Annotated in this window: 24 protein-coding genes, 1 tRNA gene and 1 pseudogene; 9 read left to right on the top strand and 17 right to left on the bottom strand. The window is 53.1% G+C overall.

The window, feature by feature from the left end; all coding sequences use genetic code 11:
- Nucleotides 1–45: 45 nt before the first annotated feature.
- Both V6E55_RS21710 and V6E55_RS21705 read right to left on the bottom strand, forming a co-directional pair.
- On the bottom strand, nucleotides 46–1542 hold the full coding sequence (locus tag V6E55_RS21710) for a reverse transcriptase domain-containing protein (protein WP_316943902.1): 1497 nt from the start codon (nucleotides 1540–1542) through the stop codon (nucleotides 46–48).
- Nucleotides 1543–1786: 244 nt separating this feature from the next.
- Nucleotides 1787–1881 (bottom strand) — tRNA-Sec (locus tag V6E55_RS21705).
- Between the two features lie 178 nt (nucleotides 1882–2059).
- Here V6E55_RS21705 and V6E55_RS21700 point away from each other — a divergent pair.
- Nucleotides 2060–2362 (top strand): annotated as a pseudogene (locus V6E55_RS21700) (alpha-xylosidase); the annotation flags it as partial.
- Nucleotides 2363–2452: 90 nt separating this feature from the next.
- Here the strand turns inward: V6E55_RS21700 and V6E55_RS21695 are convergent.
- Together V6E55_RS21695 and V6E55_RS21690 are read right to left on the bottom strand one after the other, a co-directional pair.
- On the bottom strand, nucleotides 2453–4147 hold the full coding sequence (locus tag V6E55_RS21695; RefSeq protein WP_316943901.1) for an AsmA family protein: 1695 nt from the start codon (nucleotides 4145–4147) through the stop codon (nucleotides 2453–2455).
- A 119-nt stretch (nucleotides 4148–4266) separates the two neighbouring features.
- The gene (locus tag V6E55_RS21690) at nucleotides 4267–5658 is read right to left on the bottom strand and encodes a nucleobase:cation symporter-2 family protein (protein ID WP_114978990.1); all 1392 of its coding nucleotides are present in this window, start codon (nucleotides 5656–5658) and stop codon (nucleotides 4267–4269) included.
- Nucleotides 5659–5883: 225 nt separating this feature from the next.
- On the opposite strand from V6E55_RS21690, the gene gltS reads away from it, so the two are divergent.
- The gene (gene gltS / locus V6E55_RS21685; RefSeq protein WP_129996976.1) at nucleotides 5884–7086 is read left to right on the top strand and encodes a sodium/glutamate symporter; all 1203 of its coding nucleotides are present in this window, start codon (nucleotides 5884–5886) and stop codon (nucleotides 7084–7086) included.
- Between the two features lie 2 nt (nucleotides 7087–7088).
- Here gltS and recG read toward each other — a convergent pair whose 3' ends face one another.
- The 5 genes from recG to gmk are packed head-to-tail and all read right to left on the bottom strand — an operon-like array spanning nucleotide 7089 to nucleotide 12955.
- Nucleotides 7089–9170, bottom strand: a complete 2082-nt coding sequence (gene recG / locus V6E55_RS21680) for an ATP-dependent DNA helicase RecG (RefSeq protein ID WP_316943900.1) — start codon at nucleotides 9168–9170, stop codon at nucleotides 7089–7091.
- A 3-nt stretch (nucleotides 9171–9173) separates the two neighbouring features.
- Nucleotides 9174–9863, bottom strand: a complete 690-nt coding sequence (trmH, locus tag V6E55_RS21675) for a tRNA (guanosine(18)-2'-O)-methyltransferase TrmH (RefSeq protein ID WP_114978987.1) — start codon at nucleotides 9861–9863, stop codon at nucleotides 9174–9176.
- A 4-nt stretch (nucleotides 9864–9867) separates the two neighbouring features.
- Nucleotides 9868–11982 (bottom strand): bifunctional GTP diphosphokinase/guanosine-3',5'-bis pyrophosphate 3'-pyrophosphohydrolase, encoded by a 2115-nt coding sequence (gene spoT, locus V6E55_RS21670; RefSeq protein ID WP_028017842.1) that lies wholly within the window; start codon nucleotides 11980–11982, stop codon nucleotides 9868–9870.
- Between the two features lie 19 nt (nucleotides 11983–12001).
- Entirely contained in the window at nucleotides 12002–12277 is a 276-nt protein-coding gene (rpoZ, locus tag V6E55_RS21665) for a DNA-directed RNA polymerase subunit omega (protein WP_000135058.1), read from the bottom strand.
- Between the two features lie 54 nt (nucleotides 12278–12331).
- Entirely contained in the window at nucleotides 12332–12955 is a 624-nt protein-coding gene (gmk, locus tag V6E55_RS21660; protein ID WP_028017843.1) for a guanylate kinase, read from the bottom strand.
- 251 nt (nucleotides 12956–13206) lie between these two features.
- Between gmk and ligB the strand changes: the two genes are divergently transcribed.
- Nucleotides 13207–14877: an NAD-dependent DNA ligase LigB gene (ligB, locus tag V6E55_RS21655; RefSeq protein ID WP_316943899.1), complete on the top strand. Its 1671-nt coding sequence runs from the start codon at nucleotides 13207–13209 to the stop codon at nucleotides 14875–14877.
- A 2-nt stretch (nucleotides 14878–14879) separates the two neighbouring features.
- Here the strand turns inward: ligB and V6E55_RS21650 are convergent, their stop codons facing one another.
- The gene (locus V6E55_RS21650) at nucleotides 14880–15497 is read right to left on the bottom strand and encodes a trimeric intracellular cation channel family protein (RefSeq protein ID WP_023334014.1); all 618 of its coding nucleotides are present in this window, start codon (nucleotides 15495–15497) and stop codon (nucleotides 14880–14882) included.
- A 205-nt stretch (nucleotides 15498–15702) separates the two neighbouring features.
- Complete coding sequence (locus V6E55_RS21645) at nucleotides 15703–16566, bottom strand: YicC/YloC family endoribonuclease (protein WP_316943898.1); 864 nt, start codon at nucleotides 16564–16566, stop codon at nucleotides 15703–15705.
- Between the two features lie 125 nt (nucleotides 16567–16691).
- On the opposite strand from V6E55_RS21645, the gene rph reads away from it, so the two are divergent.
- Nucleotides 16692–17408 (top strand): ribonuclease PH, encoded by a 717-nt coding sequence (rph, locus tag V6E55_RS21640; protein ID WP_028017853.1) that lies wholly within the window; start codon nucleotides 16692–16694, stop codon nucleotides 17406–17408.
- A 67-nt stretch (nucleotides 17409–17475) separates the two neighbouring features.
- On the top strand, nucleotides 17476–18117 hold the full coding sequence (pyrE, locus tag V6E55_RS21635; protein WP_114978984.1) for an orotate phosphoribosyltransferase: 642 nt from the start codon (nucleotides 17476–17478) through the stop codon (nucleotides 18115–18117).
- Between the two features lie 41 nt (nucleotides 18118–18158).
- On the opposite strand, the gene slmA is transcribed toward pyrE, so the two are convergent.
- From slmA to coaBC, 3 genes are all read right to left on the bottom strand, one after another.
- A complete protein-coding gene (gene slmA, locus V6E55_RS21630) occupies nucleotides 18159–18755 on the bottom strand; it encodes a nucleoid occlusion factor SlmA (RefSeq protein ID WP_028017855.1) in 597 nt (198 codons plus the stop codon).
- A gap of 120 nt (nucleotides 18756–18875) precedes the next feature.
- Complete coding sequence (gene dut / locus V6E55_RS21625) at nucleotides 18876–19334, bottom strand: dUTP diphosphatase (protein WP_015570042.1); 459 nt, start codon at nucleotides 19332–19334, stop codon at nucleotides 18876–18878.
- Nucleotides 19312–20523 carry a bifunctional phosphopantothenoylcysteine decarboxylase/phosphopantothenate--cysteine ligase CoaBC gene (gene coaBC, locus V6E55_RS21620; protein ID WP_114979057.1) on the bottom strand — a complete coding sequence of 404 codons (1212 nt, stop codon included), beginning with the start codon at nucleotides 20521–20523 and terminating at the stop codon, nucleotides 19312–19314. The genes dut and coaBC overlap by 23 nt, the downstream gene beginning before the upstream one ends.
- 170 nt (nucleotides 20524–20693) lie before the next feature.
- On the opposite strand from coaBC, the gene radC reads away from it, so the two are divergent.
- The 4 genes from radC (at nucleotide 20694) to mutM (ending at nucleotide 22886) form a co-directional block, all read left to right on the top strand.
- Nucleotides 20694–21359: a RadC family protein gene (gene radC, locus V6E55_RS21615; RefSeq protein WP_114978982.1), complete on the top strand. Its 666-nt coding sequence runs from the start codon at nucleotides 20694–20696 to the stop codon at nucleotides 21357–21359.
- Nucleotides 21360–21577: 218 nt separating this feature from the next.
- Entirely contained in the window at nucleotides 21578–21814 is a 237-nt protein-coding gene (gene rpmB, locus V6E55_RS21610) for a 50S ribosomal protein L28 (protein ID WP_002436699.1), read from the top strand.
- 22 nt (nucleotides 21815–21836) lie between these two features.
- Complete coding sequence (gene rpmG / locus V6E55_RS21605; RefSeq protein ID WP_003024094.1) at nucleotides 21837–22004, top strand: 50S ribosomal protein L33; 168 nt, start codon at nucleotides 21837–21839, stop codon at nucleotides 22002–22004.
- 72 nt (nucleotides 22005–22076) lie between these two features.
- Nucleotides 22077–22886 carry a bifunctional DNA-formamidopyrimidine glycosylase/DNA-(apurinic or apyrimidinic site) lyase gene (gene mutM, locus V6E55_RS21600; RefSeq protein WP_236920088.1) on the top strand — a complete coding sequence of 270 codons (810 nt, stop codon included), beginning with the start codon at nucleotides 22077–22079 and terminating at the stop codon, nucleotides 22884–22886.
- Between the two features lie 2 nt (nucleotides 22887–22888).
- Here mutM and coaD read toward each other — a convergent pair whose 3' ends face one another.
- The 3 genes from coaD to waaA are packed head-to-tail and all read right to left on the bottom strand — an operon-like array spanning nucleotide 22889 to nucleotide 25416.
- On the bottom strand, nucleotides 22889–23368 hold the full coding sequence (gene coaD, locus V6E55_RS21595) for a pantetheine-phosphate adenylyltransferase (RefSeq protein ID WP_236920087.1): 480 nt from the start codon (nucleotides 23366–23368) through the stop codon (nucleotides 22889–22891).
- Nucleotides 23369–23371: 3 nt separating this feature from the next.
- Complete coding sequence (locus V6E55_RS21590; protein WP_236920086.1) at nucleotides 23372–24142, bottom strand: glycosyltransferase family 2 protein; 771 nt, start codon at nucleotides 24140–24142, stop codon at nucleotides 23372–23374.
- Nucleotides 24142–25416, bottom strand: coding sequence for a lipid IV(A) 3-deoxy-D-manno-octulosonic acid transferase (waaA, locus tag V6E55_RS21585; RefSeq protein WP_028017861.1), 1275 nt, complete (start codon nucleotides 25414–25416; stop codon nucleotides 24142–24144). Before waaA ends, V6E55_RS21590 begins: the two co-directional genes overlap by 1 nt.
- Nucleotides 25417–25456 lie beyond the last annotated feature (40 nt).

The following is a 25456-nucleotide window of genomic DNA, read 5'->3' as shown; positions in this document are numbered from 1 at the left end:
CTCATGATGTCCCTCTGGGATGCGCTCCGGATGAATATGATGATCTCATATCAGGAACTTGTTCGCACCTTCCCTAGCTAAAACACTCTTTAACTCAGTTGCTGGCCAATGTTTAATGACTGAGTTTTTAGTTAATATGGCAATAACGAATTTTGATTTTGCTAATGCGTTATTTATTTTTCCAATTAATGAATCACCCCATTCAATATATTCGCTATCAATAAAAGCATTAATACCTTTTGATTCTAATGCTTTGTATAATGGAAAGACAATACTTTCTTTATCTTCACTGGCGTGACACAAAAAAACATCAAACATCTCAATTTCCTTCATGGCTCTGGCTCCTTCTTTCGTTGGTTTCGCATCTAATGATGCCATATGGGCAGTCATCTTCAAATATGTAGAAAACTCGGGGCCGCGAATCATTTTTATGAAACTTAAACGCCCATATATATGATTTCTAAAATGTTCAACTAAGTTATCTGGTGGCGTTCTATGTGCTTTGTGATGAAGCTTTAAAAAATTCTCAGCAGCTGCTTGTCGATCTTTTTTCCAACCATGAATCATTGCTCTTGTAGTTTTAATATATCTTTTGCTTATATTTACTTTTTGATTGATAGTAAGCCCTGTTACTTCCTGCCTCTCTTTTTTTGTTTGCAGTCTGAACTTTTTTTGATTAACAGTAAATCCGCAGCTAGAAATAATGGAATTTAGCTCCTCACCAATTGATAATAAACCATCGGTTTCATTCACTATCTTGTCAGATGGTGGGCTATTAAATGAAAAAGTAATATCATCAGCATATCGAGTGTATTGTCCGTTATTTCTTTTTGCAAATGATGTTAGCTTTTTATCAAGAGATGAAGCTATTAAATTTGATAATACTGGAGAGGTGATTCCACCTTGGGGAAGTTTCCCTTTATGTGTACATACTTGAGCTACAGCACTGGCTGCTTTAATTCCAAAATTAAAAGGTGGTGATTTGAGAAGACCAAATATTCGAGCGAATGTTATTGAATCAAAAAAGTCAAGCAAATCAATATTAACAACATATTTTTTCTTTACATGTCTCTCTGCATTAGATTGTATGCTTCTGTTTAAAATAAATCCATGTGCAGCTAATTTTGGACGATATAATATATCAAAAATCGCCTTAAGTCTTTCTTGGATGACTTTAACACCACGCTGTGGTGATGATATGGTCCTCATTCCACCTGATTTTTTATTTATTTGAAATTGTTTATAATTTTGACTGGTATTATTGTAGATGATATGTAGAAACTGACCTGTAGGAACTTCAATTAATTCAGCAATATCGCTGTAAGATTCTATTGGTAGTTCGCGATTAGAAATGGCATCTGCAAACAATAATAAATCTGATGCATTTAAACTATATTTAATAAAATGCTTAGGGTTTGCCCATTCAGTTCTGCCATTATATATGGAACTTTGTGGTTCATTGTTTTTTAGGATTGGTAGTAATGGCTGGCCTTTTTTTTGTCTTTCGCTGTTAATGATCGTAATTCGATATTTTAACGACATGACATCATCCTTTGTTATATAATGGCTCCACCCAATCACTTTTTGCAATCATATACACAACAGATTAATCGAAAAGATTAACCAGAATAGTTCAGAGGGCGTATCGCACTCACATTCTATTTAACAAAGCGAAACAACTTTGAGAATTTAAGGTGGAGCCGAGAAAAACATACCATGAAGAGTAACCAAAACCAATAGGCATTTTTTTATTGGTAAAAAATTTATATAAATTTGATATGATTTTTGGCGGAAGATCACAGGAGTCGAACCTGCCCGGGAACGCTGGCGTCCCCAACTGGATTTGAAGTCCAGCCACCTCACCGGAGATGACGATCTTCCGCGCCTGCATTGCTACATGGAGGCGGGGCGCATTATAGCTACTTTCGGGCATTTACCACATACCCCTACACACTTTTTTCACCTCTCTTTTGACCTGTACCGGGTCATTTCAGTTAATTCCTAAGAAAATCCTCATGTTAGCGCTTCGTACTCCCCAACATTTACCGCATTCACAAAAAACAATAAACAGAAGCCAGACTATGCGTGGAACGAGGGCACTGCCTTTCAGCTGTTTAACCTGGACGATGGCGCAACGGCGGTGAGCGAAGTCCCTGCGGCGGACGGCTCCGTGGCGTTTACGCTGAAGGCATCACGTCGGGGCGAAATCGTGACCCTTACCGGCGCGGGAGACGCACAAAACTGGTCGGTATGCTTGCGCAACGTGCAGAAGGTGAGCGGCGTGAAGGGCGGCTCACACGCAGGCAGCGAGTGGGGTGTGGTGGTGAAAGCCGAGGGGAATGAGGTGGTGATTCATCTTTGATTCATCAGGAATTGTGCGGTCTGATGCCCTCACCCTGGCCCTCTCCCACCGGGAGAGGGAACAAAACCTCGTAGCCGCCACCCGGCTTATTTATTGTGCTGCCTGAATCGTCGATACCACTCCACCGGCCATTGTCTGCTCGACTTGCTGCTTATCCATATTCACTGCATTCAGTTTCCCGTTAACGGTTGGCTTCAGCGGGGCCTTGTCCTGCACGCTGCCGCTGGCGGTGAGCTGAATGTTGCCGTCGCCCGCAATCGGCAGCGCTGGCCAACCCCAGTGCTCGATCACGTTCAGCGGCACACCGCGTCCGTTCAGGCTAACAGTGGTTTGCCGTTGCGGCAGTTGTGAAACCGTCGCGGTGGCTTCCAGAATGCCTTTCTCAGTAAACGCGCTCAGGTCAGTAATATTCACCGTGGCAGCATTGGCATTCAGTGCCAGTGACGGACGACGTACATCCACGCGGTTAAAGGTTGCCGCCGCGCCGTTCAGGGTTGCGCTACCGCCCCAGACGCCCCACTGGCGATCTTTCACCAGTTGCAGGTTCGCGCCATAGCCATCAAGAGAGGTGATCTGCCACGGGAAGGTCGGATCGATGTCGATCACCAGGTTGCGGCTCAGACCGAATTTTTGCAGCATCACGCTGTTCAGCCATTCCGGCAGAGGCTCCATCCACAGCGTTTTCCAGTTCTGCGGCAGGGTATACTCCAGCCCGGCGATGGCGACATCGTCCAGCACCAGCGCTTTGCCGTCGCGCTGCCAGTTGCCAGAGGTGCGCACCATGCCGCCTTCCCAGCGGGAGGTGAGCTGGCGCAACGCCACGCCCTGCGGAGAGAATTCCGCATTCAGGATTGGGTCAAACAGATGCAGCGAACCGTAGATGAATTCGCTGGCGTTCATGGATAAACGCCCTTCCTGGCTCTGCCAGTCGCCTTTACTCAGCGTCAGGTTGCGCAGGCTTAAATCAAGGTCAGTGACTGCCCAGTCCGGGCCCTGCAGGCGGGCATCGGTTACATCCAGGCGGCCAATCTGCAGAGAGGGGATGGTGGTCAGCGGTGCGAAGAAATCCATCAGCGTTTTATCGCTCTGCAGGCGGATCTCGTTCAGACGCAGGGTGTCGATGATCCAGCTTCCGTCAGCGTTACGCAGGGCGGAGCCGGTGAGTGAACCGCGTGCAATATCGGCACCGATGGTATTCAACACCACTTCCTTGCCGTTCAACTGACCCTCTATCAACACGTTGGTGGCCGGCATGCCGTTCAGGGTGAGCGAGCCTGCGCTCATCTGGATCTGCGCATTTTTACCCAGCACGTTGCCTGCTTCTGGTTGCCAGGGGCTGACACCCCCCGTCACTTTCTGGGCACTTAAATCCCACTCCGTATTGGGGCTGTTAAAGGCCATGTTGTTCAGTTGTAGACGGTCTGACTGGAAAGGCAGCGGCGCAGTTTGAGGAGAAAGATTCAGCGTGCCATCGAACAGGGAGATGGTGTCCATATGCAGCGGATCGGTGAACTGTCGGCTACTGAGGCCAATATCGACTTTTTTCGCAACCAGCGTGGCGGGCTTGCCATCCCGGCCAAAGGTGACGTTTTCCAGAATGATGTGGGAAGGCGACGAAAAGCGGTGATTCATCTTGTCGAAACTGAGCTCGTAGTCGGTATTTACCGTCACCCAGTTGCTGACCTGATTCGCTCCCCAGCGGGTCTGGAGCAGGATATAGAGCGCCAGCACCACAATCAGCACGGCTACCAGAAGATAGACGAGTAGCTTTCCAATAAATTTCATGGTCTTCCATCCCGCAAAACGCACATAAAGGAGTTATGCACGATTTATGCGCAATCCTCAAGGCGGGAATGGTGTAATTAGATGTCACGGCAGGCATTGACTGCCTGCCGTGAGAGAGATCAATTTTTCTCAGGCGGGAATACGAGGTTCAGCACGATAGCGGTGATACCACCTGCGGCAATGCCGGAAGAGAGTAGGTTTTTCACCCAGTCCGGGGCAAACTGCAGGATCAGCGGCTGCTGAGAAACACCCAGGCCCACGGCCAGCGACAGAGCGATAATCATAATCGCGCGGCGGTTCAGCGGCTCGCGGGAAACGATACGTACGCCGGAAGCGGCAATTGTGCCAAACATCACCAGCGTTGCGCCGCCCAGTACCGGCTCAGGAATGTGCTGAACAAAGCCGCTCACTGCCGGGAACAGACCGAGGACGATCAGCATCAGCGCAACGACAAAGCCAACGTAGCGGCTGGCAACGCCAGTCAGCTGGATCACGCCGTTGTTCTGGCCGAAGCAGGAGTTCGGGAAGGTATTGAATACCGCAGAAACAAATGAGTTCAGACCGTTCGCCAGCACGCCGCCTTTAAGGCGCTTCATGTACAGCGGGCCGGAAACCGGCTGCTCGGAGACGTCTGAAGTGGCAGTGATATCGCCGATGGTCTCCAGAGAGGTGATCATAAAGACCAGCATCAGCGGCAGGAGCAGACCCCAGTCAATGCCCAGGCCGTAGTAGAGTGGCGTTGGAACGGTGATCAGCGCGCTGTTGGTTGGCGCGGTGTTCTCTGGCAGCATGCCCAGCGCCCATGCCAGCAGATAACCCGCCGCCATGGCAATCACCAGCGATGCGACGCGCAGATACGGGTTGCGCTGACGGTTAAGCAGAATAATGATCGCCAGCACGACACCCGCCAGCAGCAGGTTTTTCGGTGCGCCGAAGGTGTGGTCGGCCATTGCGCCATAACCGCCGCCGATGGAAGTCAGGCCAACCTGAATCAGAGAAAGGCCGATAATCATCACCACCACGCCGGATACCAGCGGGGTGATCACGCGGCGCGCCAGGTGCAGTACGCGGGAGATGACCATTTCAGTGCAGCTTGCCAGCATCAGCGTGCCGAATAGCGCCGCCATCATGGTCGGGACATCCGCGCCACCGGTTTTCAGTGCTGTACCACCCATAATCAGTGGCGCCACGAAGTTAAAACTGGTGCCCTGAATCGACAATAAACCCGAACCCACCGGACCCCACGCTTTAATTTGAATAATAGAGGCCACGCCAGAGGCAAAGAGAGACATGCTGATGATGTGCTGAGTGTCCTGAGCCGGTAAACCGAGCGCCTGGCAGATCAGTAACGCCGGGGTGATCACCGCCACAAACATGGCCAGAAGATGCTGGCAGGCGGCGAAAAGCGTCTGAGGAAGAGGCGGGCGGTCTTCAAGGCGGTAAATCAGTTCGCTATTTTGCTTTTGCGCAATCGGTTGCGCATCGGGCGACTCTATGGTGTTAACGGACATCGGCGGCAATCCCACGGTGGAAAAGCGGGCATTTTATCTGACCGTCTGGTAAAAGCAAACGATTGCCAACAAAAAAAAGGAAGAAAATCTGCCGCTTTGAGCAGGTTTTCTACAACGTCTCGGGAAAAAAAATTACACTTTTTGCGCCGGTGGCTCATGAAGAGCGCAAACCGGCCCAGGATAACGCCGCGTGTGTATGGAACACGCGCAATACAGGAGCCTTCTATGATTCATCTCGATACGTTGTCGACCCTTGTTGCCGCAACGCTGGTCTTACTGCTTGGCCGTAAGCTGGTACATAGTGTTTCCCTTCTGAAGAAATACACCATTCCCGAACCTGTCGCCGGTGGCCTGCTGGTGGCGCTGGCCCTGCTGGTGCTGAAAAAAAGCATGGGCTGGGAAATTGATTTTGATATGTCCCTGAAAGACCCTCTGATGCTGGCTTTTTTTGCCACCATCGGCCTGAATGCCAACCTCGCGAGCCTGCGGGCGGGCGGTAAAGTGCTTGGCGTATTCCTGATTGTGGTGGTGGGGTTGCTGCTGATGCAAAACGCCATCGGCATCGGGATGGCAACACTGCTTGGCCTGGATCCGCTGATGGGGTTGCTGGCTGGGTCAATTACGTTGTCCGGGGGACACGGTACCGGTGCGGCGTGGAGCAAGCTGTTTATCGAGCGCTATGGCTTTGAAAACGCAACTGAAGTGGCGATGGCCTGTGCGACCTTTGGCCTGGTGCTGGGTGGCCTGATTGGCGGCCCGGTGGCGCGTTATCTGGTGAAACATTCCACCACGCCGGACGGCAGACCGGACGATGAGCTGGTGCCTACTGCATTCGAAAAACCGGATGTCGGCCGCAGCATTACTTCACTGGTGCTGATTGAGACCATCGCGATGATTGCCATCTGCCTGACGGTGGGCAAGGTGGTTGCGCAATGGCTGGCAGGTTCCGCGTTTGAACTGCCGACGTTTGTCTGTGTGCTGTTTATCGGGGTGATCCTGAGCAACGGTCTGGCGCTGATGGGGTTTTATCGTGTGTTCGAGCGTGCGGTTTCAGTGCTGGGCAACGTCTGTCTGTCGCTGTTCCTCGCGATGGCGCTGATGAGCCTCAAACTGTGGGAACTGGCCTCGCTGGCGCTGCCGATGGTAGCCATTCTGGCAGTGCAGGCACTGTTTATGGCGTTGTACGCGATGTTTGTCACCTGGCGCATGATGGGCAAAAACTACGATGCGGCGGTGCTGGCAGCGGGTCACTGCGGGTTTGGTCTGGGGGCAACCCCAACGGCTATTGCCAACATGCAGGCGATCACTGAACGGTTTGGCCCATCGCATATGGCGTTTTTGGTGGTACCGATGGTCGGTGCGTTCTTTATTGATATCGTCAACGCGCTGGTGATTAAGCTGTACCTGATGCTGCCGATGTTTGCCTGAGGTCAGGCGTTGGAATAACGTTCGGTTTCCGGCATCCAGCGCTCAATTAACGCTGCCGCCTGTTCGGGGTAGCGTTCATGAATATGGCGGGCCAGGCGTTGAACTTCGGGGATCATAGCCTGATCGCGCAACAAATCCGCCACTTTAAATTCAGCATTCCCTGTCTGCCGCGTGCCCAAAAGTTCCCCCGGGCCACGTATCTCAAGGTCTTTTTGCGCAATCACAAAACCGTCATTGCTGTCGCGCAGCACCTGCAAACGCATCTGTGCAGTTTTCGAGAGCGGTGCTTTGTAGAGCAGTACGCAGTGGGACGCTACCGCACCGCGGCCAACACGTCCGCGCAGCTGGTGGAGTTGGGCAAGCCCCAGACGCTCCGGGTTTTCGATGATCATCAGGCTGGAGTTTGGCACGTCAACGCCTACTTCAATGACCGTCGTAGCAACCAGTAAATGCAGCTCCCCCTGTTTGAACGACTGCATCACCGCCTGTTTCTCCGCGGGTTTCATTCGTCCGTGAACCAGACCAACGTTCAACTCTGGCAGTGCCAGTTTCAGCTCTTCCCACGTCGCTTCTGCAGCCTGCGCTTCCAGCAGTTCAGACTCTTCAATCAACGTGCAGACCCAGTACGCCTGACGCCCTTCGTGAGTGCAGGCGTTGCGTACGCGGTCAATAATATCGCTGCGACGCGTGTCAGGAATGGCGACCGTTGTGACCGGCGTACGACCCGGCGGCAACTCGTCGATGGTGGAGGTATCCAGATCGGCGTAGGCGGTCATCGCCAGGGTGCGGGGGATCGGTGTCGCGGTCATGATCAGCTGATGCGGGTGGAAGCCCTGTTGCAGCCCTTTTTCCCACAGCGCCAGACGCTGATGCACACCAAAGCGGTGCTGTTCGTCGATAATCACCAGCGCCAGGCCGTTAAACTGTACCTGTTCCTGGAAGATGGCATGTGTGCCAACAATCATTTGTACCTGACCGCTGGCAATTGCATCCTGTTGTGCAAGGCGAGCTTTGCCTTTTTGCTTCCCGGCAAGCCAGCCCACTTCAATGCCCAGCGGCGCAAACCAGGCACGGAAATTGTTGGCGTGCTGTTCGGCCAGCAGTTCCGTCGGTGCCATTAGCGCCACCTGTTTGCCGTGGGCAATGGCACGCAGGGCTGCCAGGGCGGCAACCAGCGTTTTACCGGAGCCTACATCACCCTGCACCAGGCGCATCATCGGTACATCAAGCGCCATATCCCGTTCGATCTCGGCGGTGACGTGCGCCTGTGCACCGGTGGGTTTAAACGGCAGCGAGGCCAGCAGCTTATCTTTGAGCTCATCACGCAGGCTTAAGGGCTGGGCATGGAAACGTTGCGCACCCGCGCGAAGCGCCAGCATGCTCAGGTTATGTGCCAGTAATTCCTCAAGGATAAGACGCCGTTGAGCGGGGTGTTTACCACTTTCTAAATCGCTGAGCTGTAGCGATGGCGGTGGACGGTGAAGGGTTCGCAGTGCTTCGGGCAGGCTCATCATACCTTGCGCCAGTTCTGGCGGCAGAAGCTCGGTAATGGCGCAGGTATCCAGCAGTTCCAGAGCCTGATCGGTGAGTTTACGCAGCGTCGCCTGCTTGATGCCTTCGGTGGTCGGGTAAACCGGGGTAAGTGTTTCCTGCATCTCCGGTGTGCTGAGATCGCCCTGTACGCGGTATTCCGGGTGGATCATCTCTGCGCCGTATTTTCCGCGTTTGGCTTCGCCATAGGCCAGCACTCTGCGACCTGTCGCCAGGCTGTTTTTCATTGCCGCGCTGAAGTTGAAAAAGCGCATGGTGAGAATGCCGGTGCCGTCGCTGATCTGACAGGTCATCATCCGGCGTCCACCAAAGGTGATATTGCAGTTCAGGACTTCACCTTCAACGGTGGCATAAATGGCAGGGAGCAGATCACCAATTTTGTACAACTGGGTGCGGTCTTCGTAACGCAGAGGGAGGTGGAGCAGGAGATCCTGCACCGTGTGCAGGCCTATTTTAGCCAGTTTACTGCTTTGCGCCGCGCCCACGCCCGTCAGGCTATTGAGCGGGATAGCATCCAGCAGGCGGCCTTTCATCGGTTAACCGGCGTACTGCATGGTGGCCCACCACTCGGCATCGGCTTCAATTTCGCCCTGCGCGTTGACGTGGGGGTAAGGCAATTTTTTCTGCTTCGCAACGCGAGCCAGCACCGGATAACCACCTTCGAACAGCAGGCGCTGCTGTTCATCTTCCGGCAGCATACTGTTGCTGCGTTTGTACATCCCGGCATTCTGACGCTGGCGCTGCGCTTCATAAAGAATAAGCGCGGAGGCCACTGAAACATTGAGGGACTGAACCATACCGGTCATCGGAATGATAATGTCCTGATCCGCCAGATCCAGGGCTTCCTGAGTGATCCCGGTTTTCTCCTGACCCATCAAAATACAGGTCGGACGGGTGTAGTCGATCTCGCGGAAATCTACGGCCTTAGCGGACAGGTTAGTGGCAAGTACCTGCATACCGCGCCCTTTCAGGTGGGTTACGGCTTCGCCTATGGTCTGGTGGTGTTTGACAGAAACCCAGCTGTTACTGCCTGCAGCGGCAGATACCATGGTTCGCATGCGGGAGCCCGGCCAGACAGCGTGCACTTCATGCACGCCGACGGCGTCTGCAGTACGGACAATGGCAGAAACGTTATGGGGTTTATGGACCTGCTCCATGCAGACCGTCAGGTCTGGCTGACGCCTGGCGAGCATCTCGCAGATACGTGCATAACGTTGTGCATTCATAAAACTAGTTTCTGTTTCGGGTGACTTTAATCACGTCCGGCATGACGCGGATCTTGCGCATAATATTCGCCAGATGCACGCGATCGCGGGCGGTCAGACGAATAAAGGCGCTGTAGACGCGGCCATCTTTTTCTTCCGTGTTCAGGCTCTGAATGTTGGAAGAGGCCGTGTTAATCGCTGCCGTCAGGTTCGCCAGGGCACCCTGGTGGTTGAACATATCCACCTTAATTTCGGTGATAAATTCCTGCGCGGTCTCTTTATCCCACTCGACCGCCATAAACTTCTCCGCTTCTTTTTGATAGCCGCGGATGTTTCGACAGGATTCATGGTGGATCACCAGCCCTTTACCTGGGCTGACGTGCGCAATAATCGGGTCGCCAGGGATTGGACGGCAACATTTTGCGAAAGTGATAAGCACGCCGTCTGCGCCTTTGATAGGCAAATGACCGTGGCTTTGCGTGGCAGGCTGCGCAACTGAGGCATCCCCCTGTTGCAGGTTTTTCGCTACCACTACACTCATGGCGTTACCGAGGCCGATCTCTGCCAGCAGGTCATCAAGCGAGGCGAGTTTCATGCGCTCCAGCTCACGCTGAATGTTCTCTTGCGGGATCTCAGCCAGCTTACGACTGCCACCCAATGCGTGGTTGAGCAGACGACGTCCCAGACTGACGGAATCATCGCGCTTGAGGTTTTTCAGTAACTGACGAATTTTGGCGCGTGCTTTAGAACTCACGACAAAGTTCAGCCAGGCCGCGTTCGGACGTGCACCCGGCGCGGTAATAATTTCCACCGTCTGGCCACTGGAGAGCGGCTGAGACAGCGGGTAAGGCTGTCTGTCGACGCGTGCACCCACGCAGGCGTGCCCGATATCGGTATGCACTGCGTAAGCGAAGTCGACCGGTGTTGCCCCAGCAGGCAGTTCGACAATGCGACCTTCTGGGGTGAAAACGTAAATCTCATCCGGGAAGAGATCGGATTTAACGCTCTCGATAAATTCAAACGAGCTGCCCGCACTCTGCTGAAGTTCCAGCAGGCTCTGCATCCAGCGCTGGGCGCGGATTTGAGCGGTCGTGCTGCTTTCACCGCCGTGCTCTTTATACGCCCAGTGTGCGGCCACACCCATTTCTGCCATCTGGTCCATATCTTCGGTGCGGATCTGCACTTCGACAGGTACACCGTGTGGACCGATCATCGAGGTATGCAAAGATTGATAGCCGTTCGCTTTTGGAATGGCGATGTAATCTTTCATGCGCCCAGGACGCGGTTTGTAGAGGCTGTGCATCTGCCCCAGCACGCGATAGCAGGTATCTGAGTCGTGGACGATCACGCGGAACGCGTAGATATCCATAATCGAGTGAAAACGCTGCTCTTTGAGCACCATTTTGCAGTAGATGGAGTACAGATGTTTTTCACGACCGCTGACGCGGCACGGAATTCCCGCTTCCTGTAAACGTCCTTCAATTTCCGAGAGGATCTTTTGAATCATCTCTTTACGGTTACCGCGTGCGGCTTTCACCACCTCTTTAATCACACGATAGCGGTTCGGGTACAACGCTTCAAAACCCAGCTCTTCCAGCTCGGTTTTAATGTGATGGATACCTAAACGGTGCGCCAGTGGACTGTAGATTTCGAGGGTTTCACGGGCAATGCGGCGACGTTTATCCGGGCGAAGTGAGCCCAACGTGCGCATATTGTGGGTACGGTCAGCGAGTTTGATGAGAATGACGCGGATATCCTGCACCATCGCCATAATCATCTTGCGGAAGTTTTCGGCTTGCGCCTCTTTCTTGTCGCGGAAATTCAGCTTATCAAGCTTAGAGACCCCTTCTACCAGTTCGGCAACGCTTTTGCCAAACAGCTGTTCCATGTCCTGGTAAGTGGCAGGGGTATCTTCAATCACGTCATGCAGCAGAGCGGCCATCAGTGTTTCATAGTCGAGTTTCATCTCGGCCAGAATACAGGCTACCGCTACCGGGTGCGTGATATAGGGTTCACCGCTTGAACGTGTCTGGCCCTCGTGAGCGTCACGTGCAACGAGATACGCCTGCTGAAGACGCTTAATTTGGTCTTCAGGCAGGTAGGTTTGAATCAGTTGATTCAGGCTTTCAAACAGATACAAGGGCGACCCGCAGGTTTAATTAACGACGACCTTCAGCAATAGCGGTTACGGCCTGCAGTTCTGCGGCTTCCTGCTCTTGCTGCTCCTGGCGCTCACGCACGTCGAGGATCTGGTTGTTAATCAGACCTTCTTCGATTTCGCGAAGTGCGATAACGGTAGTTTTATCGTTTTCTTCCGGTACCAGCGGATCTTTACCGCCTACCTGCATCTGACGAGCGCGACGCGCGGCGACCAGCACCAGGTCAAAACGGTTACCAATTTTCTCTACAGCGTCCTGAACAGTTACGCGTGCCATACTTAAAATGCTCCACAGGTGAAGAAATGACTGGGCATGATACTGAAAGTGGGTTCAGTCTGCCAACAGTTTGGTGATTAATGCGTCATGTCGCTGCTTCTGGCGGCTCATACGCAGACGTTCTGCGCGAAGAATGGTTTTGAGATCGCTCAGCGCGGCATCAAAATCATCATTCACAATAAGGTAATCATATTCCGCGTAATGGCTCATTTCTGCAACTGCCTGTTCCATACGCTTTGCGATCACTTCTTCGCTGTCCTGGCCACGACCGCGCAGGCGGCGATCCAGCTCATCTTTCGATGGCGGTAAAATAAAGATGCTGCGTGAGTCCGGCATCTTCTTGCGAATCTGTTGTGCGCCCTGCCAGTCGATATCCAGGAACACATTTACGCCAGTTGCCAGAACCTGCTCAATGGTTTCACGCGAGGTGCCATAGTAGTTACCGAACACTTCTGCGTGTTCAAGAAACGCGTCTCTGCCAATCATCGCTCTGAATTCGTCGTGATTCACAAAGAAATAGTGTTCACCGTGCACTTCACCTGGACGCGGCGCTCGCGTGGTGTGAGAAACAGAAACCTGTGTGTCGTACAACGGTTGGGTTTTTAACAGTGCCTGAATAAGGCTGGATTTACCCGCGCCACTAGGGGCAGAAACAATATAAAGCGTGCCTTGAGCCATGAGAGTCTTTTGTATGTGTTAGCGAAGAAGTCCTACATACGGGCTTATTATACACGTCACCGCTCTGTGACGTAGCCTTTGTCACACTTTTTCCCCTCGAATATTGAATTTTGCGTGCCGTTTTCAGGTTTTATCTGTGGTTTTCAGCAACCAAAAGAAATACCGGATAGCGTCTCGCATTGTGAAACGTTGACGTTAGCGTTGTTTCAGGCATCCGGGTATACCTCCTGCAAGGCAAAGGAGGGGTAGCGATGTGGCGATGGATAAGCGGGTTAATGCTGTTGTGGTGTGGCTATGGGGTTGCGGTGTGCCCGGTGTGGTCGCAGGCAAAAGCAGAGAAAGAAATTGCGTCCTTAAGTGCGCAAATCAAACACTGGGATGATGCCTACTGGAAACAGGGCGTTAGTGAGGTCAATGACGAGGTGTACGACCAGCTTAGCGGCCGGTTAAAACAGTGGCAGCACTGTTTTGGCAGTGAATCACTGGACGCCGCCATTCCTGCCCTGACGGGAAATATCAAACATCCTGTCGCCCATACGGGGGTTCATAAAGTGACCAGTAAAGAGGCGCTTCGCATGTGGATGCATGCCCGGCACAATCTCTGGATGCAGCCAAAAGTCGACGGTGTGGCGGTGACGCTGGTTTATCGTGACGGAAAGTTAACTCAGGCCATCAGTCGTGGTAATGGCCTTAAAGGTGAGGACTGGACTGCACAAGTGCGTTTAATCCCGTCAGTCCCTAAAGACGTGTCGGGTGCGCTGGCAAACAGTGTCCTTCAAGGGGAGCTTTTTTGGTTGCGCGAGAACCACATTCAACAACAGATGGGGGGAGTGAATGCGCGCGCAAAAGTGGCGGGTGCGATGATGCGGCAAAAGGACAACGCGATTCTGAAACAGACAGGAATATTTATCTGGGCCTGGCCGGATGGACCCAAAGATATGCAAAGCATGTTGTCTGAACTTTCCAGTGCAGGGTTTCCTCTTACGGCACGCTATACCTTGCCAGTTGAGACTGTAGAAGTCGTCGAGAAACAGCGTTCAACCTGGCAAAACATGGCATTACCCTTTGCCACGGATGGCATTGTGGTGCGATCCGCAGATTCTCCCCAGGGTGAAAATTGGTTGCCTGGGGAAGGTAGCTGGGTCGTCGCATGGAAATATTCTCCTGCAACACAAGTAACAGAGGTCAGTGATATTCGTTTTACCGTAGGGCGAACGGGCAAAATTTCCGTCGTGGCTGCCCTGGAACCTGTGCAACTGGACGACAAGCAGGTGCAGCGAGTGAGCCTGGGCTCGGTCGGTCGTTGGCAGAGGCTGGATATCGCCCCGGGCGATCAGATACAGGTAAGCCTGGCCGGCCAGGGTATCCCGCGCTTTGATAAGGTCGTCTGGCGAGGGGCGGACCGACAAAAACCAGTTCCTCCGCCCTCGCGTTATCATTCAATGAGCTGTTTTTATGCCTCGCCGGAGTGTATGGAACAGTTCTTTGCCCGGTTGACGTGGCTCAGTTCAAAGCAGGTATTTAACATTGAAGGGCTGGGAGAGTCAGGTTGGCGGGCACTCTGGCAGGCACATCATTTTGAACATCTCTTCTCATGGCTGTTGTTAACTCAGGCGCAGCTGCAGTCTACGCCGGGGTTTTCCGCAGCACGTGGGTTAGCGCTCTGGCATCGCTTTAATCTGGTACGTGAGCAACCTTTTATTCGCTGGCTTATGGCGTTGGGTGTGCCGCTGACACAGACTTCGCTGAAGGCTATGGGGGACATGTCCTGGCAGAAGATGAGTGCGCGTAACGAAAAGGACTGGCAGTCCTTACCGGGAACGGGAGAGGAGAAAGCGCGGCAAATCGTTAACTGGATGCACGCGCTTCAGGTTGATGTGCTGGCAAAGTGGTTAGCGGAGCAGCACATCAAGGGATTTTGACATCAATGAGCGCTGTGTTTGTAGTGAAAAACAGGCAGCCCAAGTTTCAGCCGCAGCGCCAGCATTCGCGCTGTAAAGCCGAACAGCAGTGTGGAGATGACCACCACATCATGATTAGAAACATAATGCTGCAGGGCGATATAGAGCACTGCTGCAGCAAAGGATATGCCTGCATACAGCTCTTTTTGAAAGACCAGAGGAATACGTTTGCAGAACATATCGCGCAGCACACCTCCGAATACACCCGTGACCACCGCGGCAATGGTAGCGATCACAGGCCCTTCACCCATATCGAGCGCGATTTGTGCACCGATGATCGAAAAGACGATCAGCCCCAGCGCATCAAGCACCAGGAACAAGCGGCGTAGATGAGGCATTACGGGGGCAACAATGGTAGTTAATACTGCGGCCGTCGCCACGATAATCACGTACTCAGGGTGTTTAACCCAACCGAGTGGATAATGACCAAGCAGGATATCGCGTACAGAACCGCCGCCCAGCGCGGTCGCTGTGGCAATAATAATCACGCCGAAGGTGTCCATCCGGCGACGTCCGGCGGCGAGTGCGCCTGTCATGGCCTCTGCGGTGATACCAATAAGATAGAGAATGTGAAGCAACATATAACCTCCGGAGTGAACGTGGGGAGGTTAGCGATTTGTGCGCAAGATCACGATTGAGATTTTCTAAGGCGATTCAGTTTGCCATATAAAATATTATCAATGTTCGCCGTAAATGGCTGATGGGTGGTAGTGAGATGATAAAATCAGGTATGTAACGGATTAGAAATAATAATGGATGGCGCCAGCCGACGCCATCCGGAAGGCGTTACTCGATATTCTGGATCTGCTCGCGCATTTGCTCAATCAGAACCTTAAGTTCAATCGCTGAGTTGGTTACCTCGGCATTGATTGACTTAGATGCCAGGGTGTTCGACTCGCGGTTGAATTCCTGCATCATAAAGTCGAGACGGCGCCCTACAGCTTCTTTCTTCTTCAGGATGTTGTAGGTCTCTTTGACGTGCGCTTCAAGACGATCCAGCTCTTCGGCTACGTCAACACGCTGTGCCATCAGCACCAGCTCTTGTTCCAGACGGTTATTTTCAAGCTGAACTTCGGCTTCTTCCAGTTTGGCGACCAGGCGCTCGCGCTGCCATTGCAGCACTTCTGGCATATGGGTGCGCACTTTCGCCACTTCAGTGCTAACGCCTTCAAGACGCTGCTCAATCATCGCCTTCAGTGCCTGACCTTCGGTTTCGCGGGCAACGATAAAGTCATCCAGAGTGCTGTCGAGGGCACTGAGAATTTCAGCGGTAATGGCATCCAGATCCTGCTCACCGGCGGCCATGACGCCTGGCCAGCGCAGAATATCAACCGGGTTGATTTCGCCTTCGTCGCTCTGCATTTTGACCCAGTTCGCTGCATTAACGAGCTGTTTTGCCAGTTTTTCGTTGAGGATCAGTTCGCCCTGCGCGCTGGCATCAGGTTCAAAACGTAGGTTACATTCCACTTTACCGCGCGTCAGACGCGTACGAATACGCTCACGTACGACTGGCTCAAGGCTGCGGAACTGCTCCGGCATACGGAAATAGGTTTCCAGATAGCGCTGGTTTACCGAGCGCATTTCCCAGGTAGCGCTACCCCAGCTACCCTTGATTTCACGCCGGGCGTAGGCGGTCATACTGCGGATCATAGATATTCCCGTTTTTAAAGGAGAGATGGGGGGATTATAGCTTTCGGGGGCTTCTCAGGATAGGAATAAGCGTCCTTTATCCGTATAATGCGCAGCCACATTCGTTTCAAGCCGGAGAATTCATCATGCGTCCAGCAGGTCGTAGCGCCAACCAGGTGCGTCCCGTCACCCTGACCCGTAACTATACAAAACACGCTGAAGGCTCCGTGCTGGTTGAGTTTGGTGACACCAAAGTACTGTGTACTGCATCTATTGAAGAAGGTGTTCCGCGCTTTCTGAAAGGTCAGGGTCAGGGCTGGATCACGGCTGAATACGGCATGCTGCCGCGTGCGACCCATACCCGTAATGCCCGCGAAGCGGCAAAGGGTAAACAGGGTGGCCGTACCATGGAGATTCAGCGTCTGATCGCGCGTGCGCTGCGTGCTGCTGTTGACCTGAAAACCCTCGGTGAATACACCATTACTCTTGACTGCGACGTGATTCAGGCAGACGGCGGTACGCGTACGGCATCGATTACTGGCGCGTGTGTGGCGTTGGCCGATGCCCTGAATAAACTGGTTGCAGCCGGTAAGCTGAAAACCAACCCAATGAAAGGGATGGTTGCAGCCGTTTCCGTGGGCATCGTTAACGGTGAAGCGCTTTGCGATCTGGAGTACGTGGAAGACTCCGCTGCCGAGACGGACATGAACGTGGTGATGACCGAAGACGGTCGCATCATTGAAGTGCAGGGCACTGCAGAAGGTGAGCCATTCACCCATGAAGAACTTCTTACCTTGCTGGCTCTGGCCCGAGGGGGAATCGAATCTATCGTAACGACGCAGAAGGCGGCGTTAGAAAATTGATTTTAAAGGCGACTGATGAGTCGCCTTTTTTTTGCCTGTAAGACAGAAAAGACAAAGGAGCGAATCCATGAAATCGTATCAGCGCCAGTTTATTGAGTTTGCGCTTAACAAGCAGGTACTTAAGTTTGGCGAATTTACGCTGAAATCCGGGCGTAAGAGTCCCTATTTCTTCAACGCCGGGCTGTTTAATACCGGGCGCGATCTGGCATTGTTAGGCCGTTTCTATGCCGAAGCGCTGGTGGATTCCGGGATTGATTTTGACCTGCTGTTTGGCCCGGCCTACAAAGGCATTCCGATTGCGACCACCACCGCGGTGGCACTGGCAGAACATCATGACCGTGACGTGCCATACTGTTTTAACCGCAAAGAGGCCAAAACCCACGGTGAAGGTGGGAATCTGGTCGGCAGCGCGCTGCAGGGCCGCGTGATGCTGGTCGACGATGTAATCACCGCAGGTACAGCAATTCGTGAATCTATGGAAATTATCCAGGCCAATGGTGCGACGCTTGCAGGCGTGCTGATTTCTCTGGATCGTCAGGAACGTGGTCGCGGTGATATCTCCGCAATTCAGGAGGTGGAGCGCGATTACAACTGTAAAGTGACGTCGATTATCACCCTGAAAGAGTTGATTGCGTATCTGGAAGAGAAGCCTGAAATGGCGGACCATCTGGCAGCGGTACGCGCATATCGCGAAGAGTTTGGCGTGTAATGTTATTGCCCGGAAGCGCTACGCTTACCGGGCCTACGGTGTTACTGCAGCTGGGCAGCCACTAACGGCCAGCGGGCGTCAAAATCGTCCGTTGGACGGTATTTGAATTCGCTACGTACAAAGCGGGAGAGCATCCCTTCACAAAACGCCAGAATCTGGCTTGCCAGCAGCGTCTCATCCGTGTTGTAACCTTCCCCTTCACGCATTTTCTTCTCGCGCAGAACCTGGCGCAGTTGCGCTTCAATACGCTCGAAAAGCTGATTAATGCGGCCCTGCAGTCTGTCCTGCTCAAACATCAGGGCATGACCGGTCAGGATACGGGTTAAGCCCGGATTGCGTTCACCAAAGCCCAGGATTAACAGCACAATCAGACGCAGACGCGCGGTAGTGTCTTTTTCGTCTTTCAGAATCAGGTTGATGCGCGTGATCAGGCTGTCTTCGATAAACTCGATCAGACTGTCGAACATCCGGGTTTTGCTGGGAAAATGACGATACAGCGCCGCCTCAGACACGCCTACAGAGGCGGCCAGTTTCGCGGTGGTGATGCGTTGACTGCCATCGCTGGATTCAAGCATCAGAGCCAGAGATTGAAGTATTTCTTCGCGACGATTCCTTTTCGCGGTTTGTTTTTCTGCCATGTTACAAAATACCCCTGAAAATAAGCACTTGCCAGGCTGGCATCCACACAGCGACCGCAAACTGAGGTTTGCGGTTTGTTATTGCATTATGGCGCTGTGGGACGCGTATTTATTGGGCGATTATTTACGCCCGGAATGGCCGAAGCCGCCTTCGCCACGGTCGGTGGCGTCAAAGTCTGCCACCAGGTTAAATTCTGCCTGTACCACAGGTACGAAGACCATCTGCGCGATACGCTCACCAGGTTCAATAGTGAAGCTGTCCTGACCACGGTTCCAGACGGAAACCATCAGCTGACCCTGGTAGTCAGAGTCGATCAGGCCGACCAGGTTACCCAGCACAACGCCATGCTTATGGCCCAGGCCAGAACGTGGCAGGATCACTGCGGCGAGTGATGGGTCAGCAATGTGGATCGCCAGACCCGTCGGGATCAGAGTAGTGGCACCCGGAGCCAGTTCTACGGCGTCATCGAGACAGGCTCGCAGGTCAAGTCCGGCAGAGCCGGAGGTGGCATAGGTTGGCAGCGGAAATTGCTCGCCAACACGCGGGTCCAGAATCTTAACGTCGATTTTTTTCATCATAACGGGTAACGATCTCGTCCAGTAATTGTTGGCCCAGGAGTTCCTTGCGCTCAAGCGGTAAGACTTTATCTCCATCCTGCCAAAAAAGGTGCAGTGCGTTGCTGTCGCTGTTAAATCCTTGCGTGGCCAGCGATACGTCGTTCGCGCAAATCAAATCGAGGTTTTTGCGGGTACGTTTTTGCCGGGCATATTCTTCCACATTATTTGTTTCTGCGGCAAACCCAACAACGTAAGGTCGATGGCTTTTTAGTGCGGCGACACCGGCAACGATATCCGGGTTTTTCACCATTTTTATTGTTAATTCATCGCCTTGCTTTTTGATTTTAGCCTCGGCGATGGTCTCGGCGCGATAATCGGCGACGGCCGCACAGCCGATAAAAATCTGTTGGTTTTGCGCATGTGCTTGTACTGCGGCTTCCATTTCCAGCGCGGTAGTCACATCAATGCGCTGAACAAACGGCGGTGTAGGTAATGAGACCGGGCCGCTCACCAGCGTAACGTTCGCACCGCGCTTAGCCGCCGCTGCCGCAATCGCAAAGCCCATTTTACCGGAGCTGTGGTTAGTGATGTAACGCACCGGATCCAGCGGTTCACGCGTTGGACCCGCAGTAATCATGATATTGAGATGTTGCAGATCGTTGACAGGGGAAAAATGGGCTGCAGCCATATCAACGATAGTCAGTGGGTCGAGCATACGCCCTGGGCCGATATCGCCACAGGCCTGACTGCCGCTATCCGGTCCCCAAATTAACAGGCCACGAGCGGCCAGCGTCTCCAGATTATGCTGGGTGGCGGCATTGCGATACATCTGCTGGTTCATCGCGGGTACGACAGCGACGGGGGCAGGCGTGGCCAGGCAAATGGTTGAGACCAGGTCATTTGCCATTCCGGCCGCCACACGAGCGATTAAATCCGCTGTCGCTGGGGCAAGAATAACCAGGTCAGCCCATTTTCCAAGCTCAATATGTCCCATCGCGGCTTCGGCGGCCGGATCAAGCAGGCTGTCAGATACCGGGTATCCTGAAACGGCCTGCAGACTCAATGGAGTGATAAAGGCTTTACCGCCTTCAGTGATCGCGACCCGCACATCGGCCCCGCGATCACGCAGACGACGCACCAGCTCCGGCGCTTTATAAGCAGCAATACCGCCGCTCACGCCAAGAACGATTTTTTTACCGGCCAGGCTCATCATGATTCTTTCCTGTTGGGGTTCACCAGAGAGCGGGCATTTTATCACAATCCCTAATACGGGGTGATTTTGTCCTTCGGACACTTTGCGAGGCGTTACGCAAGATTGCAACGTCGCCGTCGAGCGCCTGTCTGGCTTGTGGCAGCATGAGGGGAAAAGGGAGAAAGAGCATGGAAGAAGAGGATGAGCTGCTGCCGCGCGAAAAACTGCTGCGCTATGGTGTGACCCTGTTAAAAGATGATGAACTCCTGGCGCTCTTTTTACGTACCGGGACGTCCGGAAAAACGGTGTTTACGCTGGCAAAAGAGCTGATAGGACATTTTGGTTCACTGTATGACTTGTTGACTGCCGATCTGGCCCAGTTTAAGCATGTCGAGGGGATCGGCGTGGCGAAATACACCCAATTGAGGGGCATTGCCGAACTTGCCCGCCGTTTTTACAATGTCCGTATGGAGAAGGAAGACCTGATCCTTACGCCTGCGATGACGCGCGAATTCCTGCAAAGCCAGCTAACAGATGTCGAACGCGAGATCTTTATGGTGATCTTTCTCGACAACCGAAATCGAGTGCTGAAACATAGCCGCCTCTTTTCGGGCACATTGAGCCACGTAGAGGTACATCCGCGTGAAATTGTGCGGGAAGCGATAAAAGTGAATGCAGCCGGCGTGATCCTCGCGCATAATCACCCCTCTGGCTGTGCACAACCGAGCAAAGCTGACAAAGAAATCACCGAACGCATTATCAAATGCTGCCAATTCATGGACATTCGTGTGCTGGACCATCTGATAATTGGCCGCGGAGAGTACATTTCTTTTGCAGAACATGGCTGGATTTAGGCCATTTCTCGCGATCCATCGGGATCTTTGTCTGTTCGGGACTTGAGCACACCGCCGAGTCAGCGTATACTACGCCACCTTTGAGAATCTCGGGTTTGGCATTTGGGCCTGGCAATCGAGAGTTCACTTAGAACTATGCGATGACCGGGCTGTAAAGCCTGACGAGGCGCCGATACCCCATACGAAGCTCGAGCTAATTTGATTTTTGGAGAATAGACATGTCCCGAGTCTGCCAAGTTACTGGCAAGCGTCCGGTGACCGGTAACAACCGTTCCCACGCACTGAACGCGACTAAACGCCGTTTCCTGCCGAACCTGCACTCTCACCGTTTCTGGGTTGAGAGCGAGAAGCGTTTTGTCACCCTGCGTGTATCTGCTAAAGGTATGCGTGTAATTGATAAGAAAGGCATCGATACAGTTCTGTCCGAACTGCGTGCCCGTGGCGAAAAGTACTAAGTACTTAAAGAGGAAATAAATCATGGCTAAAGGTATTCGCGAGAAAATCAAGCTGGTTTCTTCTGCTGGTACAGGTCACTTCTACACCACCACGAAGAACAAACGTACTAAGCCGGAAAAACTGGAACTGAAAAAATTCGATCCAGTTGTACGCCAGCACGTACTGTACAAAGAAGCTAAAATCAAATAATTTTAGTCTCCTTGTATTGAAAAACCCCGCAACTGCGGGGTTTTTTGCATTCTGTATCTCAACGGAGGAACCATGCCAGAATTACCAGAGGTAGAGACCAGCCGCCGCGGTATTGAGCCGCATCTGGTCGGTGCGACTATTCTTCATGCGGTTGTCCGTAATGGGCGTCTTCGCTGGCCGGTTTCCGATGAGATCCATGCGTTAAGCGACAAACCGATCCTCAGCGTTCAGCGTCGCGCTAAGTATTTGCTGCTGGAGCTGCCCGACGGCTGGATTATTATCCACCTTGGGATGTCCGGTAGCCTGCGTATCCTCACTGAAGAACTGCCAGCGGAAAAGCACGACCACGTCGATCTGGTAATGAGCAACGGCAAAGTGCTGCGTTACACTGACCCAAGACGCTTTGGCGCATGGTTGTGGGCTAAAGAGCTTGAAGGTCACAGTGTGCTGGCACATCTGGGGCCAGAACCCCTCTCAGAGGCGTTTAATGCGGAATACCTGAAAGAGAAGTGTGCGAAGAAGAAGACCCCGATTAAACCCTGGCTGATGGATAACAAACTGGTGGTTGGCGTGGGGAATATCTATGCCAGTGAATCACTGTTTGCTGCCGGGATCCATCCTGATCGGTTGGCCTCTTCACTGTCGGCGCAAGAGTGTGAGCTGCTGGTGAGGGTGATTAAAGTGGTACTGTTGCGTTCCATTGAGCAGGGTGGAACAACGCTGAAGGATTTCCTGCAGAGTGACGGTAAGCCGGGGTATTTTGCTCAGGAACTACAGGTGTATGGCCGTAAAGGTGAGCCATGTCGCGTGTGCGGAACGCCGATTATCGCAACGAAGCACGCTCAGCGCGCTACGTTTTATTGCCGTCAGTGCCAGAAATAGAGCTATTTTAATTTTTCCATCAACGCCTGATGGACGTTAACCGGCAGGAAATGGGTCACATCACCGTGATGACGTGCAACTTCTTTCACCAGCGTAGAAGAGATAAATGACCACTCTTTGGAAGGCATCAGAAACACGCTTTCCAGCTCCGGCATCAGGTGTCGGTTCATGTGCGCCAGCTGCATCTCGTACTCAAAATCTGCTACTGCGCGTAAGCCGCGGATCAGGATATTAGCCTGCTGGGTGCGGGCGAAATTAGCCATCAGGTCACTGAAGCCCACTACCTCAACGTTCGAAAGATGAGAGACCGCATCGCTGGCGAGCGCCACACGTTCGTTGAGATCAAACATTGGTTTCTTGCTGGGGCTGGCTGCTATCGCCAGAATCACCTTGTCGAACATACTCGCCGCACGGGTGATGATATCAAGATGACCGTTAGTGATCGGATCAAAGGTACCCGGATAAATCGCTCTTGTGCTCATGGCTCACGTTTTCTCTGAGTAGCCGCGGCTAAGTGCCCACAGCTCGGTGTATTTATTGAAAGTATACTGGGCATTCACCACCGCCAGTAACCACCCCTGTTTACCATCCAGCACACCACCACGTAGCAGGAGCGTTTTCAGGAACGCGCCCAGCGTGTGGGTGAAGATACCGGTCAACGTGGCCTTCTTGCCGCGCTGATGACGCTCCTGCGCCCATGCAGTGGCATAGTTGAGTTGTTTGCGCTGGAAGCTGGAGAAATCACGGCAGGTCAGGTGCAAGAGATCGCCCGTCAGAGGAACGACAGTCGCGTTATCGCACGCCAGGGATTCATGCACCAGGTTATCGTTGTATTGATAACGCTGGCGCTCGTACAGGCGCATCACACGGTCAGGGTACCAGCCGCTGTGGCGCATAAACCGGCCGAGAAAGTAGTTACGACGCGCGATGCTGTACACCGCACCTGGCTGCGGCGCAGAGAGCACGCTCTGAATCGCCTGCTGAAGTTCTGGCGTGATGCGCTCGTCGGTATCGAGCATCAGGACATAATCGCCGGTGGCATACTCCTGCGCACGCTGGCGCTGGATGCCATAGCCCTGCCAGTCCGTATTGATGTACACCTTAATACCTGCAGCACGGGCTATGTCTGCCGTGTTGTCCTCACTGCCTGAATCGAGGAGGACAATTTCGTCGGCCCAGGCGACTGAGGCCAGGCAATCGGGAAGCAGGTCGGCGGCGTTTTTGGCGATCATCACGACCGACAGACGCTGAGACATTAGTGGCTCCGCTGAGGCAGATAAGGTTGAAGAAGTTGCAACAGACGGGTGAGTGCGCCCTGGTTCTGATGCAGCACTTCGACGGCATGGCGACCGTACCACAGACGGTAATCTTCGTCGGTCAGTAAGGTCGAGACCTCTTTGACCACCGAGTCCGCATCGGTCACGGTAATTAAACCATCGGCTTGCTGCAATTTAGCGCAGATATCTTTGAAATTAAATGTATGCGGCCCCATCAGCACCGGAATCGCATGTGCCGCCGGCTCCAGCGGGTTATGACCACCGCGTTCGACCAGACTACCGCCAACAAAGGCGAGGTCGGCAATGCCGTACAGCAGCATCAGTTCGCCCATCGTATCGCCAATCACCACCTGGGTGCTGCTTGAAGGGATCTCACCGCTGCTACGCAGGGTGAAACTGAAACCGCCTTTCTGCACCATCTCGCGGGCGTCTTTGAAACGTTCCGGATGACGAGGCACCAGAATGAGCAGTAAATCCGGGAATTTTTCCAGCAGCTTACGGTGTGCTTGCAGGATGATCGCTTCTTCGCCGTCGTGAGTACTGGTCGCAATCCAGACCTGACGACGCGGCGCCCACTGGCGGCGCAGCGTCACCGCACGGGCAGCGAGTTCAGGTGTGACCGAAATATCGAATTTCAGACTGCCGGTTACCGCGAGCTGGTTGCGTTTGAGACCAAGAGAGACAAAGCGTGCGGCGTCTTCTTCATTTTGCGCGGCAATCAGCGTGATCTGGCTAAGCAGGCGGCGCATAAATTTGCCCAGCTTGCCGTACCCTTTCGCCGAGCGCTCTGACAGGCGCGCGTTGGCAATCACCAGCGGAATTTTACGGGCATGCAGGGCGGAAATCATGTTTGGCCACAGCTCGGTTTCCATCACGATCACAAGCTTTGGGCGAACAGTTTCGAGGAAACGGTTCATGGCGCAGGGCAGATCGTAGGGCAGATAGACGTGATGCACGTCTTTGCCAAATGCGGACATCACACGCTCAGAACCGGTTGGGGTCATGGTGGTGACGGTGATCGGCAAAGAGGGATAACGATGGCGCAGGGCGCGTACCAGCGGAATAGCCGCCAGCGTTTCGCCGACAGAAACGGAATGCAGCAAAATACCGTCCGGCGCGACTTTATTGCGGCAGAAGCCATAGCGCTCAGCCCAGCGTTTACGATACGCAGGTGCTTTACGGCTACGAAGCAACAGTCTCAACCACACCAGTGGCTGAATGATGTAGAGCAGGGCGGTATACAACAATTCCAAGCGATTATCCGTTTTTTTAGTTTCGGCGGGCAAATTCTAA

This window comes from Enterobacter sp. 342, from assembly GCF_036663495.1.
Lineage (GTDB): Bacteria > Pseudomonadota > Gammaproteobacteria > Enterobacterales > Enterobacteriaceae > Enterobacter.
Note: the sequence above shows the minus strand (reverse complement) of the source record. Positions and strands in the feature narration are given on the sequence as shown.

Coding starts and splice junctions, on each gene's coding strand:
- ligB (WP_316943899.1), top strand. CDS start 13,207: ATGTGGCGATGGATAAGCGGGTTAATGCTGTTGTGGTGTGGCTATGGG.
- V6E55_RS21645 (WP_316943898.1), bottom strand. CDS start 16,566: ATGATCCGCAGTATGACCGCCTACGCCCGGCGTGAAATCAAGGGTAGC.
- slmA (WP_028017855.1), bottom strand. CDS start 18,755: ATGGCAGAAAAACAAACCGCGAAAAGGAATCGTCGCGAAGAAATACTT.
- radC (WP_114978982.1), top strand. CDS start 20,694: ATGGAAGAAGAGGATGAGCTGCTGCCGCGCGAAAAACTGCTGCGCTAT.
- recG (WP_316943900.1), bottom strand. CDS start 9,170: ATGAAAGGCCGCCTGCTGGATGCTATCCCGCTCAATAGCCTGACGGGC.
- coaD (WP_236920087.1), bottom strand. CDS start 23,368: ATGAGCACAAGAGCGATTTATCCGGGTACCTTTGATCCGATCACTAAC.
- gltS (WP_129996976.1), top strand. CDS start 5,884: ATGATTCATCTCGATACGTTGTCGACCCTTGTTGCCGCAACGCTGGTC.
- trmH (WP_114978987.1), bottom strand. CDS start 9,863: ATGAATGCACAACGTTATGCACGTATCTGCGAGATGCTCGCCAGGCGT.
- gmk (WP_028017843.1), bottom strand. CDS start 12,955: ATGGCTCAAGGCACGCTTTATATTGTTTCTGCCCCTAGTGGCGCGGGT.
- V6E55_RS21690 (WP_114978990.1), bottom strand. CDS start 5,658: ATGTCCGTTAACACCATAGAGTCGCCCGATGCGCAACCGATTGCGCAA.
- pyrE (WP_114978984.1), top strand. CDS start 17,476: ATGAAATCGTATCAGCGCCAGTTTATTGAGTTTGCGCTTAACAAGCAG.
- V6E55_RS21590 (WP_236920086.1), bottom strand. CDS start 24,142: ATGTCTCAGCGTCTGTCGGTCGTGATGATCGCCAAAAACGCCGCCGAC.
- V6E55_RS21695 (WP_316943901.1), bottom strand. CDS start 4,147: ATGAAATTTATTGGAAAGCTACTCGTCTATCTTCTGGTAGCCGTGCTG.
- rpmB (WP_002436699.1), top strand. CDS start 21,578: ATGTCCCGAGTCTGCCAAGTTACTGGCAAGCGTCCGGTGACCGGTAAC.
- coaBC (WP_114979057.1), bottom strand. CDS start 20,523: ATGAGCCTGGCCGGTAAAAAAATCGTTCTTGGCGTGAGCGGCGGTATT.
- rpmG (WP_003024094.1), top strand. CDS start 21,837: ATGGCTAAAGGTATTCGCGAGAAAATCAAGCTGGTTTCTTCTGCTGGT.
- V6E55_RS21650 (WP_023334014.1), bottom strand. CDS start 15,497: ATGTTGCTTCACATTCTCTATCTTATTGGTATCACCGCAGAGGCCATG.
- rph (WP_028017853.1), top strand. CDS start 16,692: ATGCGTCCAGCAGGTCGTAGCGCCAACCAGGTGCGTCCCGTCACCCTG.
- rpoZ (WP_000135058.1), bottom strand. CDS start 12,277: ATGGCACGCGTAACTGTTCAGGACGCTGTAGAGAAAATTGGTAACCGT.
- V6E55_RS21710 (WP_316943902.1), bottom strand. CDS start 1,542: ATGTCGTTAAAATATCGAATTACGATCATTAACAGCGAAAGACAAAAA.
- mutM (WP_236920088.1), top strand. CDS start 22,077: ATGCCAGAATTACCAGAGGTAGAGACCAGCCGCCGCGGTATTGAGCCG.
- dut (WP_015570042.1), bottom strand. CDS start 19,334: ATGATGAAAAAAATCGACGTTAAGATTCTGGACCCGCGTGTTGGCGAG.